Source organism: Peptacetobacter sp. (assembly GCF_029264495.1).
Lineage (GTDB): Bacteria > Bacillota > Clostridia > Peptostreptococcales > Peptostreptococcaceae > Peptacetobacter.
The window spans coordinates 1-20492 of sequence record NZ_JARIBH010000075.1 but is presented as its reverse complement, the minus strand read 5'-3'; the positions used below and the strand labels follow the sequence as shown (position 1 = coordinate 20492).

20 protein-coding genes are annotated in these 20492 nt (G+C 24.3%); 14 read left to right on the top strand and 6 right to left on the bottom strand.

What is annotated here, in order from left to right; all coding sequences use genetic code 11:
• A partial coding sequence (locus Q1J78_RS07110) for an ABC transporter permease (RefSeq protein WP_300276688.1) occupies window positions 1-602 on the top strand: 602 nt, incomplete at its 5' end.
• Window positions 603-663: 61 nt separating this feature from the next.
• Here Q1J78_RS07110 and Q1J78_RS07105 read toward each other — a convergent pair.
• The 4 genes from Q1J78_RS07105 to Q1J78_RS07090 form a co-directional block, all read right to left on the bottom strand.
• Entirely contained in the window at window positions 664-1176 is a 513-nt protein-coding gene (locus tag Q1J78_RS07105; protein WP_300276686.1) for a GNAT family N-acetyltransferase, read from the bottom strand.
• A gap of 19 nt (window positions 1177-1195) precedes the next feature.
• Window positions 1196-2626 (bottom strand): MATE family efflux transporter, encoded by a 1431-nt coding sequence (locus tag Q1J78_RS07100; RefSeq protein WP_300276684.1) that lies wholly within the window; start codon window positions 2624-2626, stop codon window positions 1196-1198.
• Window positions 2627-2828: 202 nt separating this feature from the next.
• On the bottom strand, window positions 2829-3704 hold the full coding sequence (locus tag Q1J78_RS07095) for a YitT family protein (protein WP_300276682.1): 876 nt from the start codon (window positions 3702-3704) through the stop codon (window positions 2829-2831).
• A 281-nt stretch (window positions 3705-3985) separates the two neighbouring features.
• Window positions 3986-5773, bottom strand: coding sequence for an aminopeptidase P family protein (locus tag Q1J78_RS07090; RefSeq protein ID WP_300276680.1), 1788 nt, complete (start codon window positions 5771-5773; stop codon window positions 3986-3988).
• Between the two features lie 405 nt (window positions 5774-6178).
• Here Q1J78_RS07090 and Q1J78_RS07085 point away from each other — a divergent pair, with 405 nt between their 5' ends.
• From Q1J78_RS07085 to Q1J78_RS07030, 12 genes are all read left to right on the top strand, one after another.
• Window positions 6179-6940, top strand: a complete 762-nt coding sequence (locus Q1J78_RS07085; RefSeq protein ID WP_300276678.1) for an acyl-CoA dehydratase activase — start codon at window positions 6179-6181, stop codon at window positions 6938-6940.
• Between the two features lie 140 nt (window positions 6941-7080).
• Window positions 7081-7689, top strand: coding sequence for an NUDIX hydrolase (locus tag Q1J78_RS07080; RefSeq protein ID WP_300276676.1), 609 nt, complete (start codon window positions 7081-7083; stop codon window positions 7687-7689).
• 27 nt (window positions 7690-7716) lie between these two features.
• On the top strand, window positions 7717-8040 hold the full coding sequence (locus Q1J78_RS07075; RefSeq protein WP_300276675.1) for a GIY-YIG nuclease family protein: 324 nt from the start codon (window positions 7717-7719) through the stop codon (window positions 8038-8040).
• A gap of 264 nt (window positions 8041-8304) precedes the next feature.
• Window positions 8305-8619, top strand: coding sequence for a PTS sugar transporter subunit IIB (locus Q1J78_RS07070; RefSeq protein ID WP_300276673.1), 315 nt, complete (start codon window positions 8305-8307; stop codon window positions 8617-8619).
• 11 nt (window positions 8620-8630) lie between these two features.
• On the top strand, window positions 8631-9710 hold the full coding sequence (locus tag Q1J78_RS07065) for an endonuclease/exonuclease/phosphatase family protein (RefSeq protein WP_300276671.1): 1080 nt from the start codon (window positions 8631-8633) through the stop codon (window positions 9708-9710).
• A gap of 190 nt (window positions 9711-9900) precedes the next feature.
• The gene (locus Q1J78_RS07060) at window positions 9901-10350 is read left to right on the top strand and encodes a Fur family transcriptional regulator (protein ID WP_300276669.1); all 450 of its coding nucleotides are present in this window, start codon (window positions 9901-9903) and stop codon (window positions 10348-10350) included.
• A gap of 440 nt (window positions 10351-10790) precedes the next feature.
• Window positions 10791-11147 (top strand): GntR family transcriptional regulator, encoded by a 357-nt coding sequence (locus tag Q1J78_RS07055; RefSeq protein ID WP_300276667.1) that lies wholly within the window; start codon window positions 10791-10793, stop codon window positions 11145-11147.
• A gap of 20 nt (window positions 11148-11167) precedes the next feature.
• The gene (locus Q1J78_RS07050) at window positions 11168-11884 is read left to right on the top strand and encodes an ATP-binding cassette domain-containing protein (protein ID WP_300276665.1); all 717 of its coding nucleotides are present in this window, start codon (window positions 11168-11170) and stop codon (window positions 11882-11884) included.
• Window positions 11877-12710 carry a hypothetical protein gene (locus tag Q1J78_RS07045; protein WP_300276663.1) on the top strand — a complete coding sequence of 278 codons (834 nt, stop codon included), beginning with the start codon at window positions 11877-11879 and terminating at the stop codon, window positions 12708-12710. The genes Q1J78_RS07050 and Q1J78_RS07045 overlap by 8 nt, the downstream gene beginning before the upstream one ends.
• A gap of 12 nt (window positions 12711-12722) precedes the next feature.
• Window positions 12723-13904, top strand: a complete 1182-nt coding sequence (locus tag Q1J78_RS07040; RefSeq protein WP_300276661.1) for a hypothetical protein — start codon at window positions 12723-12725, stop codon at window positions 13902-13904.
• A complete protein-coding gene (locus Q1J78_RS07035; RefSeq protein WP_300276659.1) occupies window positions 13897-14658 on the top strand; it encodes a hypothetical protein in 762 nt (253 codons plus the stop codon). Before Q1J78_RS07040 ends, Q1J78_RS07035 begins: the two co-directional genes overlap by 8 nt.
• A 13-nt stretch (window positions 14659-14671) precedes the next feature.
• Window positions 14672-15808: a beta-propeller fold lactonase family protein gene (locus Q1J78_RS07030; protein WP_300276657.1), complete on the top strand. Its 1137-nt coding sequence runs from the start codon at window positions 14672-14674 to the stop codon at window positions 15806-15808.
• Window positions 15809-15889: 81 nt separating this feature from the next.
• On the opposite strand, the gene Q1J78_RS07025 is transcribed toward Q1J78_RS07030, so the two are convergent.
• Both Q1J78_RS07025 and Q1J78_RS07020 read right to left on the bottom strand, forming a co-directional pair.
• A complete protein-coding gene (locus tag Q1J78_RS07025; RefSeq protein WP_300276655.1) occupies window positions 15890-17659 on the bottom strand; it encodes an ABC transporter ATP-binding protein in 1770 nt (589 codons plus the stop codon).
• Window positions 17646-19379 (bottom strand): ABC transporter ATP-binding protein, encoded by a 1734-nt coding sequence (locus Q1J78_RS07020; protein WP_300276653.1) that lies wholly within the window; start codon window positions 19377-19379, stop codon window positions 17646-17648. The genes Q1J78_RS07025 and Q1J78_RS07020 overlap by 14 nt, the downstream gene beginning before the upstream one ends.
• 121 nt (window positions 19380-19500) lie before the next feature.
• On the opposite strand from Q1J78_RS07020, the gene Q1J78_RS07015 reads away from it, so the two are divergent.
• Window positions 19501-20328: a MerR family transcriptional regulator gene (locus tag Q1J78_RS07015; protein WP_300276651.1), complete on the top strand. Its 828-nt coding sequence runs from the start codon at window positions 19501-19503 to the stop codon at window positions 20326-20328.
• Window positions 20329-20492: the final 164 nt, after the last annotated feature.

The window sequence follows — 20492 nt, the reverse complement described above, 5'->3', positions numbered from 1 at the left end:
TTTTTCCAGTTTGTATAACATTAATTTCAGGATATATTATGAATAGGGAATATGATGATAATACTATAAAAAATATACTAACAGTTCCAATTTCATATAGAGAATTAATTTTTTCAAAGTTAATTGTATGTGCTTTTTTATCAGTGCTATTTGGAATCTTTTCATTTATATTTACAATCATAGCAGAAAGTATTGTAGGATTTCCAAATTTCACAAAAGAAGAAGTATTAATTTCATTGTATAGTATAGTTTTAAATTGTTTATTATTGTATTTTGCAACAATGCCTATTATTGTATTATCTTGGAAAAAACAAAAGGGATATTTATTAGCTACAGTAATATCGTTTTTGTATGGTTATGGAGGACTAATAGCATCTTCCAAAATGTCATTTGCAAATATTTATCCAATAACAGCTTCTTTAGGTATGATAAATTATAGATGTTATGATATGTCTATAGAATGGAATAGGATAATAAATATATTATCTATATCGTTTATGATTTTAGTTTCTATTTTTATAGTTTTAAAATCAGATTATAAGTTGGATAGTTATACTAGAAAATCTAAAAATAAAAAAGTACAAAAAAGAAAAGGTTGGTAATATTAAATATAAATAAAGGATATTATATTCAAAATACTTAAATATAATATCCTTTATTTTTTTATCCTAATTTAACTTTTCCACTTACTCCTTTTAATCCACCTGTACGTGTCGGAGCTGCTAAAACATATTTATCGTCTATATTAGTATTATTTTTTATACCATATTCACTTGTTTCTCTAAATCCAAATTTATTATAATATTCAGGATCTCCAATTAAGAAAGCTCCAAAATATCCAAGTTCTGCTGCCATCATACAAGCATTTGAAATTAACATTCCACCGATACCTTTTCCACGTTCTTCAAGAGAAACGCATAAAGGTGCAAGCATAACTCCATAAAATTTAGAACCATCATCTTTTGTAACTTCTTGTTTAGAAAGGAGAATATGTCCTATTAATTTACCATCTTTTTCAGCTACAAATTCACATTCTGGTATATAAGTATCTCTTTGTCTAAGTTCATATACAAAATCTTGTTCATTTCCATCAGATACTTTTGCAGTTTCAAAAGAAGTTTTAACAAGATTGTATATATTTTTATAATCTGATTTTGTTGCATTTCTTATTATCATTTTAAACCCCCACAAAAAATTATTTATCTAATTTTGTAATCCATTTGCCACTTCTAAATCTTATAAGAACAAGTAATGATCTTAAAAGCTGGTCAGCTATAAGTGCAAGCCAAGCTCCTTCTAGACCTAAATGGAATATATTAACCATTATAATTGCTAAACTTGGTCTAAGCAATAGTGTAGTTATAGTAATAATTATAGCTGTAGCTCTTGTATCACCAGCACCTCTTAAAATACCACTTACAATAAATTGTGAGCCTTGAGGAACTTGTATTAAAGATACCATAATAAGTATTCTTGCACCTAAATCAACAATCTGTTTATCTGGATTATAAAGAGAAATTATTTGTCTTGGGAATAAGAAAAATAAAATCATAAGAATAATAGATACAATCATACCAGTTCTTCTGGATCTAACTGCATACTCTTTAGCCATATCAGCTCTTTTTTTACCTAAACTTTGACCAACAAGGGATGTTGCTGATACTGCAAAGGCTTGACCATTCATAAAAGATAAAGCTTGTATATTCATACAAATATTATGAACTGCAAAAGGAAGAGTTCCCAAAGATGCTACAGTTTTTGCATACACTATAAATCCAACACGCATAACAAGTTGTTCTATAAGTGCAGGAATACCTATATCAGATATAGCAGACATTGTTTTTAAATCTGGTTTTAATCCATCTTTAAATCTAAATCGTACATAATTTTTCTTACCCATAATTGCAATACAAGCAATTATAAATGAAGTAAATTGACCAATTACAGTTGCTAGTGATGCACCTGCAACACCTAATTTTGGAAATCCAAAATTCCCATAAATTAATATATAATTAAAAATTACGTTTACAAAATTTCCTGTTAAGTTATATATCATAGCTGTTTTTGAATTACCAGCACCTCTTAATGCAGCTGTTATTGTTCCTGTAAGTCCTAAAGCTAAAATTCCATACATTTGTATTTGTAAATATTCTGTACCTTCTTTTAAAGATAAGTAATCTGTTGCACCCATAAATTTTATAACAGGTTGAGCAACTGAATACATTAATATTGAAATAGTTATTGATAAAATTGTCATTATAAGAATAGCTTGACGAAGAATAAGATTTGCCTTTTTTTGATTTCCCCGACCTTTATTTCTAGCAACTAGGGCAGTTGTTCCAACATTTATTGATGTAAAAATAGCAATTAAAAGAAATTTGGGTTGTGTGGTTAGCCCTACTGCTGTAAGAGCAGAAGCCCCCAAACGACCAACCATTATCATATCGATCATTGATGCTAACTGAGTAAGCATGAGTTCTACAAGAGATGGCCATGCAATAGTTATTATATCTTTATATAACATCTTTGAAGAAATATTATTTGGTAATTTTTCTCCTGTGTTTAAATAATCTTTGGTGGTAGTGCCAGCTTCTATTAAGTCTAAGGCTAGTTTTTGTTGTTTCAAATTAAAACCTCCTTTTTAGTAAAAATTATTTTTATTTCCATATATAATTATATCATTTGAATTTACAATTTACTATAATAGATAATGATTTTAAGTTAAAATAGTTTAAATATTATAATATTTATTTTGATTTATTAAAATAACTCATTTTAAATTCTAATAAAAAAAGGCATTATAAGTTAATTAATGCCTTTTTGTTTATTTATTTAGTTTTTACATATTCTTTTTTAAATGTAAATCCTTTACCATGAACTTCATTAACTTTACTAATAATCATAAATGCATCAGGATCAATTTCTAATACTTTTTTATTAAGTAGAGGAAGTTCTCTATTTGAAACAACAGTAAGAACTACAGGATATTCATTTTTCATATATCCAGTTTCAGCATGGAAAAGAGTAGTTCCTCTATCTATTTCTGATGATATCATATTATTAATTTTTTCATATTCTTTAGATACTATTTTAACTTGAGTTTGAGATTTACCTAGCATAAGAATATTATCTAATACTAAAGTGTAAGTAAGTACAAGTAATATTCCATATAATACCATTTCTTTATTTGTAAATATCATCTGAGATAAAAGAATTAAAAAGTCAAAGAAATACATACTAACAGATACAGGTATTCCAACTTTCTTGTTTATTACAAGAGGTGGTATATCCATACCTCCAGTAGATGCACCACATTTTATAACAATACCAATAGCAACACCTATCATTATACCTGCACATAATACTGCTAAAAGTGTATCATCTGTCATACCACCATATCCTATAGTTTTTTCAAAGAATGCAAATGCTGTAGGATAGAAAAATGTACTTATTAAAGTAGAAAGTGCAAATTTTTTACCTAATATAAATAGACCTATAAAGAACATTACTGCATTAAAAACATAAATAAATGCAGATATAGGTATATTAAATTGATGGTAGAATAATAATGATAAACCTGTTGTTCCACCAGTTATAAGATTATTTGGAACTATAAATAATACTACAGCTAAAGCATAAATAGCATTACCAATAAGTATTGCTATTATATTAAATAATAGTTTCCAAGAAATATTTTCTTTCATATAATACCTCCTATTAAAATTTACTTAATGAAAATAAAATATTATTTAATTTTAAATTAAGTTTAAATGAAAATTCAAATAAACACTATTATTGATTATATAACTAAACTAAAAAATCTTCAATTATATAATTAAAATATTTTCAAATTAATTTCATAAATAAAAGATGCTATAAGATATAATATATTATTTCTTATAGCATCAATATTTTTAGATTTTAATTTCTTAATATAACTAATAATTAAATATAACTAATAATTAATTTTTTTCAAATTTAATTATTATATAGCTCTAGTGTATTCTTTTAACCATTCTCTTTCTTCTTCTGTTAGATGAGGTCCAACTTTTTCAAATACTTGAGCATGATACCAGTTTAGATAATCTTTTTCTTCTTTAGTCATAAGATCTGGATTTATACCGTCTAAATCTATTGGAGCAAGTGTTATAACTTCAAATTCCATAAATTGTCCATAAAGATTTTTTTCTGCTTTTCTACAAACTATTTCGTTTTCTATTCTTATACCATGAGATCCTTCTATATAAACACCTGGTTCATTAGTAGTTATCATACCTTCTTCAAGAACAGCAGAGTCGAATCTTTCTGGAACTAATTTCCATCTGAATCCATTTGGAGCTTCGTGTACATTAAGAACATGACCTATACCATGTCCAGTACCACACTGATAATCTATTCCCATTTTCCACATAATACCTCTACAAAGGATATCAAGGTTGTATCCATGGCATCCATGAAGGAATTTTGCTAAAGATAAGTTTATTACACCTCTAACTACTGAAGTAAAGTGAAGTTTTAACTCATCATTTAATTCGCCAAGTACAAAAGTTCTTGTTATATCAGTTGTACCGTCTAAATACTGTCCACCTGAATCTAATAAGTATAGATGCTCAGCTTTTAATTCTACATCAGTTTCTGGAGTAGAAGAATAGTGCATCATAGCAGCATGTTCTTTATAAGCTGAAATACTTCCAAATGAAGTATCAAAGAATTTATCTTGTTGAGATCTAAATTCTTCAACTTTATTTTGTGCAGATATTTCTGTTATTCCACCTTTTGCAACATTGTTTTTTAACCAATACATAAATTTAGTTATAGCAACACCATCTTTTATATGTGCATTTCTTGTACAAGCTAATTCTGTTTCATTTTTGCATGCTTTGAAGAATAAAGTTGGGTTGTAATCAACTATTTTTTCAGCAACTATATTATTGAAAATAGCATAATTTAATTTTGTTCCATCTAATAAAACTTTTTCATCAGCAGCTATATTTTTTACAAATTCATATACATCATTATATGGTAATATTTCTACATTTTCATTAGCAAATATAGATTTTAAGTCTTCTGGTAATTTAGTTTCATCTACAAATAAATAAACTTTATCAGATGTTATAACAGTGTAAGATAAAACAACTGGACTATGTGCTATATCTCCACCTCTCATATTAAATAACCAAGCTATATCATCAAGAGTAGTCATTACATGATAAGTAGCTCCTTTTTCAGCCATTTTTTCTCTAACTCTTGATAATTTAGAACCTACAGTTTCACCAGTAAATTCTATGTCAAGAACAAATGCTTTTGCATCTGATAAAGCTGGTCTATTTTCCCATATTTCATCTATTAAATCATACTGATATTCTATTTTTATATTTTTTTCAGCAAGAACAGAAGTAAGTTCATTTCCTTCATTAGCAGAAATAACTCTACCATCAAATCCTAAAACAGATCCTTCAGCAAGGTTATTTACTAAAAATTCAGTTGTAGTTGGATAACCTTCTGTACCCATTTTCATTAATTCTATACCAGTTCCTTCTAACTGTTTTTCAGCCTGAATAAAGTATCTTCCATCAGTCCATAATCCAGCGAAATCTTTAGTAACTATAACAGTTCCTGCAGAACCATTAAATCCACTTATAAATTCTCTTGATTTAAAATATTCTCCAACATATTCACTTTGATGAAAATCAGCTGAAGGTATCATATAAGCATCTATATTTTTTAATGCCATAATTTCTCTTAATTTAGATAATCTTTCTACTATGTTCATTTTATCCTCCTAAAACAAATAACTTAATTACTATTTATAAACTAATATAAAAAGGTATTAAAGCTAGAATACCATTTTATAGAAATTTATACAACTGTTCTGAAAATAAAATCAATTTTAAAAGTATTGAAATTTCAAGGTATTTAAGATTAATTCCAAAAAAATATAAATGATTAAAAATCGATAATTTTTTTGTATAAGAAGAAATTTTACTATAATTTAATTTTTATAATTCACTATCTATAAATTTAAGATAGAAAATAATTATTTTATAATCTATCTGTATAGAGATTATCTATTATACGCCTATATAAAACTATGATAAAATAATTAAGTAAAAGATAAAATTAAGAAAAAATAATTAACTAATTAATGATTGTTATATATCAGGAGGAAATAAAGATAATGTATAGTATAGGTGTGGATTCAGGTTCAGTAGCTACAAAAGGCGTTTTATTTGATGGTGAAAAAATCGTAAAAAAAATAATTGTTCCAACAGGATGGAGTCCTATGACAACAGCTAAAGAAGTATATGAAAGTTTAAAAGAAGGTATATCAGAAGAAGATATAAAAAAAGTTGTAGGAACTGGATATGGAAGAGGAGTAATGGATTTTGCAGATAAAAAAGTTACAGAAATAACTTGTCATAGTAAAGGGATACATTTTATAGATAATGATGTTAGAACAATATTGGATATAGGTGGACAAGATAGTAAGGTAATAAATTTAGATGAAGATGGAAATGTTGTAAACTTCTTAATGAACGATAAATGTGCTGCAGGAACAGGAAGATTTTTAGAAATTACATCTAATATTCTTGGTAGTGATATAACAAAAATAGACGATTTAGCTAAAAATAAAAAACCAGTTAACATTTCTAGTATGTGTACAGTTTTTGCGGAATCTGAAATAGTAAGTTTGTTAGCTCAGAATGTATCAACTGGAGAAGTTGCTGCAGGGATATTAAAATCTATAGCAAATAAATCAACAGCAATGTTATCTAGAGGTGAAATAGTAGATAAAGTAGCTTTTACTGGTGGTTTAGCAAAAAGTAGCGAATTAGTTAGAATGATTTCAGAAATCATAGGAAAAGATATATTTTTAGCTGAAGATACTCAAATAATAGGTGCATTAGGAGCAGCAGTTATAGGTTTTGGAAGAAGATAGTTTGAATTTTATAATATAAATATATAAGATACTGTAATATTATAGTATCTTTTTTATTTTTTGAAAAATAATTTATGTGATATAATTAATTATATTAAATCTATAGCGATATTTTAAAATAGTAATTGGAGGGAGATAAAATGAAGCAAGGAAAAATAAAAAAATTAACTCCTATACGGAAATCTAAATTTTTAAGTATGTATGAAATGAATTATACTTCAAAAAAGAATACAGAAAAAAAATGGATGTTAGCTACAAGAAAAACTGAGGAAGAACTTAGATCAATTTACTTTGAAAATGCTAAAGAAAATATGGATGCAGTTGTAATGATTCCATATCATATAGAAGAAGAAAAATTAGTAATTATAAAAGAATATAGAGTTCCAATAGATGATTATGTTTATTCTCTTCCAGCAGGCCTTATAGATCCTGGTGAGGATATTGAAGTCACAGTTAAAAGAGAATTAAAAGAAGAAACAGGACTTGATTTAATAGAAATAAACAAAAAAGATAGTGGATATGGTCTATATCCATCTCCAGGAATGAGTGATGAATCTCTTGCATTAGTATATTGTACTTGTAATGGTGAAATTTCAGACAAATTCCTTGAAGAAACAGAGGACATTCAAGCAATGTTGGTTGATAGAAAAAGTGCTGCTGATTTATTAAAAAGTGATGTTAACATGGATATAAAAGCTTTTATGGCATTACAAATATTTATAGCCGTTGGCAATGATAATGAATTATAAAAGTGTATAAATAAAAGGAAAAATTAATTGAAAAAATTCTATACATATATTATAAGATGTAAAAATAACACTTTATATACAGGATATACTACTGATATTGTAAGACGAATGAATGAACATAAAAAAGGTATAAATTGTAAATATACTAAAAACTATGGATTTAATAATTTAGAAATATTTTTTGAAAGTAATTCAAAAAGTACAGCTATGAAATTGGAATGTTATATAAAAAAATTAACTAGACTTAAAAAGATTCAAATAATACAAAGTCCAGAGATTCTAGTAAATAATTTTTTGAAAGATAAAGGTGAAAATATTAGAGTAGGAAAGATAGATTATATTGATATTTAACTAGATTTTATGTAATACAATTTATAGCTATTATATAATAAAAACATATACAATCTGTTTAAAAATTTAAATATCTGAAAGTGAAATAAAATATTTTTGATAAATACGAATAATTTTAATATTGACATAAATAATATACGATATATAATAAGGTATATAAAGTATTTATTTGCAAAAAGTTCGAATGAATATAGGTATATATTTAATTTATAGAAAATTAAAAATAAATACTTAAAATATCTTACAGAGGGGTAATAAAAATTTATGAAAATAATAGTTGCATGTACAGGTGGTATGTCTACAAATATATTAGTGAGTAGAATGAAAAAAGAAGCACAATCAAGAAATATAGATTGTGAAATAGAAGCTATAGGAAGATGTAAAGTAGAAAATATTCTCGCTGAGGGAGATGCGGATTTATTACTTTTAACACCTCAACTTATGAGCGAATATGAACAAATAAAAAATTCTGCTCCAAAAAATATAAAAGTAGAAATTTTAGATATGGTAAAATTTGGTGCTTGTGATGGTCATGCTACACTTAATTTTGCAATAGACTTAATAGAAAATAGATTATAAGGGAGAAAAAATTGAAAAAAGTTCTTAAGAAAATAGGAAAATATTTATCTATTATTGTAGGAGTAATAGCTTTATTTTTAATCATTTACTTAGGATGGTTGACAATTTCTGATTATAAGCCTTTAACTGTAGAAAATATAAGTATGGCAAATAATAAAATAAAAAAAGAATTAGATATAGATAAAGAGTATTCTATATCTACATATAACATTGGTTTTGGAGCATATAATCAAGAATTTGATTTCTTTATGGATGGTGGAACAAAATCAAAAGCTAAAGATAGAAAAACTGTTCTTGAAAATATAGAGGGTTCAATAAATACTATTAAAAGTATAAATCCTGATTTTTCTTTTATTCAAGAAATAGATATAAATAGTTCAAGAAGTAGGAAAACAGATCAAAGAAAATTAATATCAAATGGTTTAGGAAATAATTATACAAATAGTTTTGCATATAATTACAAAGTTCCTTATATTATATATCCATTCAATGATATGCATGGTAAAGTTTGTGCAGGACAAGCGACATATAGTAAATATGGATTTGAAAGTGCAGAAAGAATAACACTTCCAACAAATCAAAAATGGCCTGATAGGTTGTTTGGCTTAGATAGATGTATGATTATAAATAGACTAAAGACAAAAAATAATAAAGAATTAGTCTTAATAAACTTACATATGTCTGCATATGACAAAAATGGTGAATACAGACAAAAACAGCTTAAAGTACTTAGTGATTTGTTAGAAAAAGAATATCAAAAAGGTAACTATGTTTTGGCTGGAGGAGATTGGAATCATATAATTCCTATTACAGATATAAATAAATTTGCAAAAAAAGAAGCTAAACCAGATTGGTATTCATACATACCGAAATCATTTAATCCTAAAGGTTTTAGAATTGAGGTTGACAAAAATATTTCAACAAATAGAACTGCTGGTATACCTTATGACAAAGATATAAATTATACAGGTATAATAGACGGATTTATAGTATCTGATAATATATATGTAACTTCAAAAAAAGGATATAATACAGAATTTAAATATTCAGACCATAATCCTACAATGATAAAATTCAAATTTAAAAATTAGTAAATACAAAAGCAATCTATAATATTTATAGCTTGCTTTTTTAATATTCAAAAAGTATTAAGAAAAAATAATATGAAATAGATAATTATTATCATTTTTATTTGTATATCTATTGACTATATTTTATAAATTGATTATAATTTATATGTGATAACGAATATCAATGTGTTTTAGAATGGAGTGATAAAAATTGCTTAATAGTAATAAAAAGATAAACCTAGAAGATAAAGAAAACTTAAAAAATCAAATAGTAAATGAATTAAAAACAAAAGGATTTAGAATTACTTTCCAAAGGAGATTAATTTTGGATACTATTTTAAGCAATGAAACTTTAATGATAAAAGAAGTTTATTATAATGTTAGAAAAAAAGATAGATCAATAGGTTTAGCTACTGTATATAGATTTATAAAAATTCTTCAAGAAGCAGGAATAATAGATGAAAATGAAAAATTCACATTTGCTGAATGTAAAGGTGATTGTGTTGAATGTGGAGATTGTAGTGTAACTCTTCAAAATGGGGAAACTGTAAATATAAATTGCAATGAATTATATACTGCTGTTAGAAGTATTTTAGTGAATAAAGGATATGATAAAAATTTAGAAATAAGTAGTATAAATACTACTTTGGATAGAAAATAAAATATATAAATTTTAGTAGCTGTACAAATATATTTAATAATAATAGTTATAAATTATAAGTAAAATAGTTAGATTACAAAACAGAGCTTTAAAAATAAATAGAATTAAGTCAATATATTTACAATCTATATATTTGTACAACAATGGCTAAAGATAATTTAGCAAAAACTATTATAAAAGTTATAAGTTTTGCTTTTATATAACTTTCCATAAGGCATTCGATTAAATTCGATTGCTTTTTTTTTACATAAAATTATTTTTGTGAAAGTTACAGAATTGTTACTTTACAACAAAGTGTATTACATATATAATACAGTTAACAAAATAAATATTATTGAATAAATATTTAAGTTGATAATAATTTTATTAATATAAAATATAAATAAAAATTTTTAGTTAAAGTGTACCATTCTAATAATACACTTGGAAAGGAGTATTGTATGCATTTTGAAATAGACTCTAGTTTGCCTATATACTTGCAAATAATAAAAAATATTAAAAGACAAATTATAGTTGGAGAGTTAAAACCAGGGGATGAAATCCCATCTAGAAGAGAAATGGCTTCTAATCTAAAAATAAACTTAAATACTGTACAGAAAGCATATAAGGAGATGGGCGATATGAAATTAATAACTACATTTGGAAATCATCAAAGTAGAATAACATCCAATAAAGAAATAATCAATTCTTTAAGGACTGAGATGATAAGTGAATCATTAAAAAAATTTATGACTGATATGAAGGCCATAGATGTAGATAAAAAAGAATTATTAAGTCTAATAGAAAAATTTTATTAAACTTTTAGGAGGAGGATATTATGTTAGAAGTTAAAAATATAAATAAATCATTTAGAAAACTAAGTGGTATGAAATATAAAAAATTCAAAGCACTTGATAATATTAGTTTTAATATAGAAAAAGGAAAAGTAACAGCTATTTTAGGTATCAATGGAGTAGGAAAGACAAGTATAATGAAAATAATGGCAGGTCTTTCAAAGCCTGATTCAGGAGAAGTTTTAATAGACGGTAAAAAATTAGATTCAGATTCTTATAATAAATTAGCTTTTGTTCCAGATATAAATATTCATTTTTCAAATACTAGTATCAATGATATGTTTGAATTTATGGATTTTTTCTATAAAAATTGGGATAATAAAATGGCTTTAGAGATGATGGATATGTTTAATTTGAATGGAGAAGATATTATAGACAATCTATCAAAAGGAAATATTGCAAGAGTAAAACTTATAATTGGTTTTGCTCAAAGAGCAGAATATTTATTACTAGATGAACCTTTTTCAGGAATAGATTATTTTAAAAGAGAAGAATTTATAGGATTAATACCTGAGTATATGAGTGAAAATCAAGCTATTGTAATAACAACTCATGAAATATTAGATATAGAAAATATAGTAGACGATGTTATTTTTATAGATAATGGTAAGTTAGTTATGACTATAAATGCAGAAGAATTAAGAGAAACAGAAAGTATGTCTATTCTAGATAAGATGAGGGAGGTATACAAAAATGAGTAAAATTTTAGCATTAGCCAATATAGATTTCAAGAAAAATCTTAAATTTTATATTTTTTATTGTATATCATTAGTAACTACAATCTTGGCATTAAATATATTTTCAATATATAGAATTTTAACTACTGAAAATATTTTAGATGAATATATAAATAGAATTGGTGGTGTATTTTATGGAGCAACACTATTAGACAATAATATGATGATATCACTTATATTATTTTTAGGAATTGTTATAGCTATAGGATATACCTTTGTATTATGGATAAGAGATTTTATTGGTAGAAATAAAGAGATTTATACATTAATAATGATTCCAGAAAATAGAATTAAATTGTATTTTTCAAAAATATTAAATTCTATGTTTTTCATATATGCAGTTATGTTTTCTGAATTAATATCTTTATTAATATCTAAACAAATATTTAATATTTTCGTAGGAAGTAAAGCAGATATAATAGATACTTCATTAAATACTGATTTTTCATATATTTCCGATTTGAAATTTCTTAATGACAATATAGTAGACTTTTTTATAGATAATATATTATTAGTATTTATGATTGTATGCATAATATCTTTAATTTCATTATTTGCGATGAATATAAAGCATAGATATATTACAATTTTTATATTGACTTTAGTTACATTTATTGTATTAATTCCAGGGATAAATACATATGATACAGTTTTAAAGATGTATAATATTTTTCTTAAGCTTGGAATTACAGATAATCTTAAAATAATAAATATGATAATAGAATCCCTAATTTCTATAATAAGTATAGTAGTTGCATGTATAATTTCTAAAAGAAAAATAAATATATAAAGGAGAAATATTATGAGATTAAAATCTAAAATAATACCAATTGGCATAGCTTTATTCATTCTTCCTTTTGTAATGATATATAAAGTTAATGGACACAATGCTCTAAATATTTCTACGATCAAAGGTAATTTATCAGATATGAAAGGGATTTATTTAGAAGCTAGAAATACTAATTCTAAAAACTATACAAAAAAATATATTATATCAAATAAAGGGATTTCTTTGAAAAAAGAAATTTCAAAATATAGTTTAGAAAATGATACTTTAAAGTTAATAGAAAATAATACTTCTAGTAAAGATAATACTTCATATATAGCAATATCTGAAGATAGAAATTTTTATGGAGAAAGTAAAAATATAGAAAGCAATATAAAATTATTTAAAGCAAAAAATAAAAAAGATTTAGTAAAAAGCACAATTAGTCTAGATGGAGATAATACAGTTTATTCAGATGATATAGACTATACAAAATTTGATATAGTTGAAATACCTCTTAACATAAACTCAACAAAAGAAAATATTGATAGCAAACTAATATCTCAAGTATCATTAGAGTATGCATTTAGAAAAGGAAATGAAATTTTTGCTGTCATAAGCTATGAATATTCTAATAATAAAACACAAATAGATGTTTTAAAAATAGATCCTAATAAAAATACTGTTTCAAAAGAAAGTGAGTATATAGTGAATAAATATATACTATTAAGTAACACATTTAAATATAAAAACGATAGTATTTTATTTGTATGTGAAAATGGAGAGGATAGTAAAAATCTTATAACTATAAAATATAATTTTAAAGATAAAAGATATATAGAAAATAAAATAAATTTAGGATATAATTTTGAAATATTTTATAGCTACCTTGATAAAAATATTCTTTCATTAATAACTATAGATAATTCAGAAGTATATTCTATAAATATTTTAGATATAGACTTAAACACTGGTAAGATAGTTAAGAAGAAATATCTAGAAAAAGATTTAAATGTTCTTGAAGATAGTTTATTAAGTTGTAAAATTTATAATTTAAAAACTGATAAAATTGCATACATTTATTCTAGCAAGAATGACAATAAAATTTTAAAAATTGTCGATAAAAATACAGGAAAAGTTGATTCTGAATATAGTATTAAAAATTTAGATAAAGGTAATTTTGATTTTATACTGAAAGGAGAAGAATTCAATGAGTAAAATATTTTATCTTTTCAGCAATGAATTGAGAAAAAGCAAATACGATTATTTATTTGTGATAATAGCTCAATTAATACTTTGGACTGGGAGTAGTATAGTATCAATAATAAAATATAGTAATCAATTCTCAAGTTTAAACAGTGTATCAAATATTATTGATATAATAAACTTTGAAACAATGGGATTTAGCGTTTTTATAGTTTCATTTTTATATACTATATTTATATGGATTAGAGAGTTTAATTTAAAGAAAAAGAGTATATATACAATTATGATGATTCCTGAAAAAAGATCTAATATATATTTTGTAAAAGTATTAAATGCACTTACAATGTACTATACAAATATCATACTATTTACATTATTTATGGTGTGTTTAATTTTTATAATATCTACATCATTAGGTACAGGATTAAATGTAAATCCATTTGAAGAAATAATATATACTTTTACATATATTGTTCCACTTACAGTGTTTGTTCCATTGACATTTATGGATTTGATAATAACAGATATATTTGTAGCAATATCAAATATTGCTTTAATATCTTTAGCATACTTAATGAATATTTTCTTTATGAAAAAAAATAGATTGTTAAGATTAGGAACAATTATAATTACTATAATATTCTTTTTAATGATTTTATTTGTAACAATATTTATTCCTAACAAATATGCTTTATTAATATCTCTTATATCTATTATAATTGCCTCTTTAGGATCAATATATATATTAAAAAACATTGAAATGTAGTGGAGGTGATACTATGAAAACAAAAAAAGGATATAAGTTGATATTGAGTATATTAGTTATACTTATGATAATAATTACTTCGATATTTAATACAACATTAAAATCTATAAAAAAACCAATAAAAGAAGTAGGAAATAGAAATCGGTTTGAAAATGTATTATTAGTTACACAAATGAATATAAATAAAAGAAATTTATACTCAACTTTTGGAAAAAATGGGCTTAAAAATATATATAGTAATGCATTTGTAAGTGAAAATTTTACAACTAGTAATATTGACTTTAAAAAGATACTAGACTTTTATGAAGATTCATCTTATCAAAAGATTTTTTCATCAGGTGATAATACATATATGATAGATATTGAAACAGTCAATAAAAATTCATATTTTAAAATATTATGCTACAATAAAAAAGATGATTCTAAGTTGGAAAAAACAATTAAAATTAAAGATATTGATAAAAATAAGATTGTATCTTTATCAAATATTTTAGAAAAAGATAATAAACTATATTTAATAGTAACATCAGATGCAGAAGAAATATCTATTGTAAATCTTGATTTTAAAGATGCTAAATATGATATTTTAGATACATTAGAAGAAGGTGAAGATTTATATCCAGATCTATATACATCTAATTGGAATGAAAATGATAAATATATATATATTACATTAATAGATTCAAAGAGTAGTGCTGATGAAAAGTTATACTTAGCAAGATTTGATTTTAAAACTAAAAAATTTTTAAAAGAAGTAAAATTAGAAGGTATATCAATAAAAGATGGATATATGCAAGATATTAATATATTCTTAACTAGAACAAAAGACGGTAAATACGAAGCTTTTGTTGGAAATAAAGATGGATATATGTATAAATTCACATATGATGAAAATACATTTAAATTAGAAGGAAAAGAAAAATTAAACTTAAAGATTAACTTAGCTCAAGTTAGTTATTGCTTGTTAAAAAATAATAAAATATATTATAGAGAAGGAAATATTAGAGAAGAAAGATATATTGAGAATAATAAAGAGAATGATGTAGATCAGAATAAGCAAAAATTTGTTATATTTGATATAGATAAAAATAAAGTAGTATATTCTGCAATATTTAAATCTACAAATGATTTAATTTTTGTAACAGAATAAAGTAAAAAGTCAAGAAAATCATATTATTTTGATTTTCTTGACTTTTTTTATTTTATAAATTTTAATTAATCTTAATTATTTTTAATCATTAAATTGAGAATTATATAAATTAGCATAAAATCCATTTTTAGATAATAAATCCTCATGATTTCCAGATTCTATAATATTTCCATCTTTTAAAACTAAAATCTTATCTGCATTTTTAATTGTAGAAAGTCTATGTGCTATTATAAAACTAGTTCTTCCTTTCATTAAATAATCCATAGCGTTTTGTATATTTTTTTCGGTTTTTGTATCTATAGAACTTGTTGCTTCATCTAAAATAAGTATTTTAGGATTCTTTAAAATCGCTCTTGCTATTGTTAGGAGCTGCTTCTCACCTTGAGATATATTATCTGCTTCTTCATCTATAATAGTTTCATATCCATTTGGTAGAGAAGAAATAAATTCATCTGCATTTGCATATTTACATGATTTTTTTATATCTTCATCGGTAGCATCTGATTTTGAAAAACGAATATTTTCTTTTATAGTTCCTGAAAATAACCATGTATCTTGTAATACCATACTTATATTATCTCTTAAAGTACTTCTATTAATATTTTTTGAATCAATTCCATCTATTTTGATACTACCTTTATTAGGTTCATAGAATCTCATAAGTAAATTAACAATAGTCGTTTTTCCAGAACCAGTTGGACCTACTATTGCAATTGTTTCACCTTTTTTTGCTTCAAAAGAAATCTTTTTAAGAACTTGTTTTTCTCCATAACCAAATTCTATATTATTAAACTCTACATGTCCTTCAAGTATCAAATCTGATTTTACAATATCCTCTTCTTCTTTATACTCTATAAATTCATGAATTCTATCCATTGCAGATAAAGCAGCTTGAATTTGAGATGATAGCTGAGATACTTGTGTGAGAGGTTCATTTATTTGCCAAATAAATCTTACAAATGCTTGAATTTGTCCAACAGTAATAATTCCTCTTATTGCATATATAGAACCTAAAACATTAACAGCACCTATTGATAAATAGCAAAGTAGAGATAGAGTAGGTGACATTAAATAAGATAAAAACTGAGCTTTAAAAGCAGTATTTTTTAAATTTTCGTTTATATGTTCAAATTTATCTATAAATTCTTCTTGTTTTCCAAATAATATTATTTCATTATACCCAGAAAAACTTTCTGTTACATTAGCACTTAATTCTCCAAGAGCTTGTTGCTGCTTATCAAAACTTTTTTGAGAAATATTTGCTACTTTTTTTATAAATAAATAAGATAGAGGTATTATAACAAATACACAAAGTGTCATTACTAAATTTATTCTTATCATCATAATAAATGCAAAACATACCATTAAAATTCCACTAATTACATTTATGAATGTTTGTTGCATTGCATTTGAAATAGTATCTATGTCATTGGTTATTCTACTAAGTATATCACCTTTTGGATGAGAATCTATAGTTTTTATAGGAAGATTGTTTATTTTATCCATACATGCATTTCTTAAATCTTTCATAGTGTATTGGATTGAATTAGTTATACAAGACATACTTATCATTTGGAAAATAGTTTTTGATAAATAAACCGACAATAGTAATATTATAATTTTCACAACATTGTCTATATTTATCTTTGCTCCAGGAATGCTTTTATTTATGTTAGAAATATCTTTGAGTATACTATTTGTAACCATACCTTCTATATTAGGAGCAATCACCATAGCAATACAAGTCAAAACCAACATAAATATTGAAATAATAAATCCTAACTTGTAAGGTTTTAAAAATTTTAATAAGGTATTAATAGATTTAAATCTACTAAATTTAATTTTCTTCATAACTTATAGCCTCCTCCTTAACTTGTGATTCAGCAATATTTCTATAAAGTTCACAATTTTCAAGTAGATAATCATGAGTTCCTATATGTTCTAAATTTCCATGATTTAACACTAATATTTTGTCTGCATCCATTATTGTAGAAATTCTTTGAGCAACTATAAACATAATAGAATTTTTTGTTATAGGTTTTAATGAACTTCTAAGTGCAGCATCAGTTTTAAAATCTAGTGCTGAAAAAGCATCATCAAATATGTATATGTCTGGCTTTCTTATTATAGCCCTTGCTATAGAAATTCTTTGTTTTTGTCCACCAGATAGATTAGTAGCATTTTCTTCTATTATAGAATCAATACCATTTTCTTTTGAAAGTACAAACTCTGTAGATTGAGATAAAGATAAAGCCTTATATATTTCTTCATCAGATGCATCTTCTTTACCAAAACAAACATTACTTCTTATAGTTCCTTTAAATAGAAATGCTTTTTGAGGTATAAATCCTATTTTGCGTCTCCATTTTTCTATATCAAAATCTTTTATATTAATTCCATTATATAAAATTTCTCCACTACTACAATCAAATAACCTTGGAATTAGTTTAGACAAAGTACTTTTACCAGCTCCTGTACTTCCAACAATTGCTATAGTTTGACCCGTTTTAGCAGTGAAATTTATATTATTTAATATTTTTTTATTGTTTTTTTCATAGGTTACATTTTTAAATGTAATAGTATTTAAATCACAATCGACAATATCAGATTTTGGATCATTTATTAGAGATAGTTCGCTTTTAAAAATAGCTTGAATTCTATCTGCACTTACTTTTGCTCTTGGATACATCATAAAAATAGTGCAGAAAAACATCATAGACATCATAGCATGGAATAAATAATCTAAAAATGAAACCATTTTTCCAACTTCTAACATATCTTTACTTATAAGTAATGCCCCAAAATAAAAAATCCGACAAACTGCAAAATTTAGTAGCATAAAAAATATAGGTTGTGTAAATTGCATAATTTTAAATAATTTTTTTGAATTATCAGTGAACTTTTCATTTATTTCTACAAACTTATCTTTTTCATTTTCTTGCTTATTAAAAGCTCTTATAACTCTAACACCTGTTAGACTTTCTTTAGAAATTCTATTCATATCATCTAATCCTGATTGTTGTTTTTCTGAAATTGGACCTGTAATTTTTGCAACTATTATAACTCCAATTATTATAAATGGAATAGTTGATAAAATAACAAAGAATAGAGGTACACTCGATTTATAAGTAAGTATTAAACTAGATATAAACATAGCTGGTGTCATAAGAGCTATTCTTAAAAGTACATTTACAAATAATTGTACTTGAAATGCATCGTTATTTATTCTTGTTATCAAACTAGATGTTTTGAAATGATTGTATTCTTCATGAGAGAAGTTTTGTATTTTTTTATACATATCTTTTCTTATATCATGTGTTATATTGGTAGAAATTTTAGAACAACAATATCCTAACAATATTGTCCCTGATACACCAATAATAGATATCAATGCCATTTTAAATCCTTCATTAAGTATATAAATTTTATCATTGTTTAAGATTCCAACATCAATCATATTTGCTATAATTGTAGGAATTCCTAATTCTGTTAATACGAATCCAAAGACAGATATCACATTTAAAAATAATAGTAATTTATATCTTTTGATATATTTTAGTATAATCTGCATAATAATCTCCTTTCTATTTCCTTTTTAGTAAGTATAAATTGTTATAATAATTATCTTATAGTATAATGTAACATTATAGTCAATAGTAAAATATTAAAATATTAAAATAGTGAGGAAAAAAATGAAAAAGAAAAAATATTTAACTACAGGAGAGTTTGCAGATTTATGTAAAATTCCTAAGCATGTATTATTTTATTATGATGAAATAGATTTATTCAAACCAGAATTTTATGATAATAAAGGATATAGATACTATTCTTATTTTCAGTATGATACTTTTATGATGATCAATACCTTAAAAAACATGGGTATGAGTTTATCAGATATTGATACATATATGAAAAATAGAAATCCAAATCTATTTTTGAATCTATTAGAGGAAAAAGAAAAAGAGCTTGAAGAAAATATAAGAAATCTAAAAAAATTGAAAAAGCTTATTCATAACCAAAAAGAAACAACGATTGAAGGTATTGGATATAAAGAAAATCATATTTTTGTATCTGAACTTGAAGAAGAAAATATACTCTTAAGTGAAAATACAGACGAAGCAAATAATATAAGTTTTAGTGAATTTGTTATAGAGTATTCAAAATTTTTAAAATCAAATAATCTTCCATCTCATCAGAGGATAGGTACTATATTTAAAACAGATGTTCTTAAACTAAATGAAAGTGATGAAGATTTTGGTTTTGCATATCTATATACAATTGTTAATAAAAAGAAAGGTAAAAATATTTATAAAAGAAAAAAGGGATACTATCTTATAGGAATACATATTGGTTCTTATAAAAATTTAGATAGTATGTATAAAAAAATGCTTAAATATGCTGATGAGAATAATATTGAAATTGGAGAATTTAGTTATGAAGAATACTTATTGAATGATTTAGCTATTTCTAATGAGAATGAATACACTACAAAAATAATAATGGAAATCAAAAAAATGTAAAAAATAATGCCCTCTTAAAATCGGTTTTAAGAGGATTATTTTTTATCTTGATATAAAACATCAATAATCATTTCTTAAAGCCTTAAAATTGATTTTTGTAGAAAGAGAAAAACTGCGTATAATCTATAAAATGCGCAGTTTATATTACAACCCTTGCAAATACT